Source organism: Pandoraea sp. E26 (assembly GCF_000681415.1).
GTDB lineage: Bacteria > Pseudomonadota > Gammaproteobacteria > Burkholderiales > Burkholderiaceae > Pandoraea > Pandoraea pnomenusa.
Window position 1 is genome coordinate 1 of sequence record NZ_AYXJ01000053.1, and the last position, 1358, is coordinate 1358.

1 protein-coding gene is annotated in these 1358 nt (G+C 61.3%); it reads left to right on the forward strand.

All coding sequences use genetic code 11. The features are described 5' to 3' along the window. Positions 1–301 precede the first annotated feature (301 nt). Entirely contained in the window at positions 302–1216 is a 915-nt protein-coding gene (locus W930_RS0124915) for a LysR family transcriptional regulator (RefSeq protein WP_023874089.1), read from the forward strand. The last annotated feature ends 142 nt before the right edge of the window (positions 1217–1358 follow it).

The following is a 1358-nucleotide window of genomic DNA, read 5'->3' on the forward strand; positions in this document are numbered from 1 at the left end:
TCGAAAGATCATCGGCTTTTTTCATTCCCTCCCGAAAAGCCACTCTCCTCCGCGCAAAGGCGTTGCGCAAGGCACGCACGGCATCGTCCACCCGAAGATGCCATGGCGTGCCATGTGACCCACGTCCCCGCGCCTCATTGTCGCGTTTGCGTCACGAAGCACGCTCACACCTCCGCATTCGAAAAAGAACTCGGTAGAATTTACCTCATAAAAACGTGAATATTGCTCAACGGGTATTTCGCACGTCGGGCACGCGTTGGATGTCAGTTGTTTTCGTTGCTAGCTACTTGTTGGGAAATACATGCCTGCTTTCACTCGCGGCGAGCTTGCCGATCTGAACGTCTTCGTCACCATCTGCCGTCGGCAGAGTTTCCGGGAGGCCGCCACCGAGTTGGGCGTGACCACTTCGGCCTTGAGTCACGCGATGCGCAATCTGGAAGCGCGCCTGGGCGTGAAGCTGTTGAATCGCACGAGCCGCTCGGTGTCGCCGACGGCGGCGGGCGCGGCGCTGGCCAAGGAGCTCGAGCAGGGGCTGGAGCAGATCGCATCGGCCATCGGTGCCCTCGATCGTTACCGTGCGTCGCCGGCGGGACGGCTGCGCCTGAACGTGCCGCGCGATGCGGCGCGTTTATTGCTGGATCCGATTCTTCCGCGTTTCGTCGCGTCGTATCCGGACATCGAACTCGATGTCACCGTGGATGACCGAATGCTCGATATCGTGGCAGAGGGGTTCGATGCCGGCATGCGGTATGGCGATACCGTACCGGGGGACATGATCGCGACGCCGCTCACCCCCACCCTGAAGTGGATTGTCGTGGGATCGCCTGAATACCTGGCGAAATGCGGCCGCCCGAAGACGCCGCAGGACCTGATGTCCCACAACTGCATCCGGATGCGACTGGGAGACAACACCCTGTACAAATGGGAACTGGGCAACGGGCCGACGGCGATCGAACTGGATGTGCCTGGCGCCTTGAGCATCAACGAGAGCGACGGCGTGATTGCGGCGGCGGTGGGCGGACTCGGGCTGGGGTACGTGCTCGAGCGCAACGTGTCGACCGAGCTCGCGAGCGGCAAGCTCGAAGCGGTGCTGACGGATTGGGCGGTGGATGGACCGCCGTTGTCGATGTACTATCCGAGTCGCCGGCAGACATTGCCGGGATTACGCCATCTGATCGACATGATCCGCGCGGAACACATGGGTCGGGCGGCGTGAGATCCGGGGCGGGATGAGGGGGGACGCCGCCATGCGGCGGTGCAGTTCATTTTTGAACATTTTCGCGATTTCGCTGTTGACAGCATGTGAGGTCCTCGGCATAATCTCACTTCTTCGCAGCGAGCAAGCAGTAAGCGAGCTG

Bases quoted from the DNA above. Each gene is read 5' to 3' on its own strand.
- W930_RS0124915 (WP_023874089.1), top strand. From the start codon at position 302: ATGCCTGCTTTCACTCGCGGCGAGCTTGCCGATCTGAACGTCTTCGTC.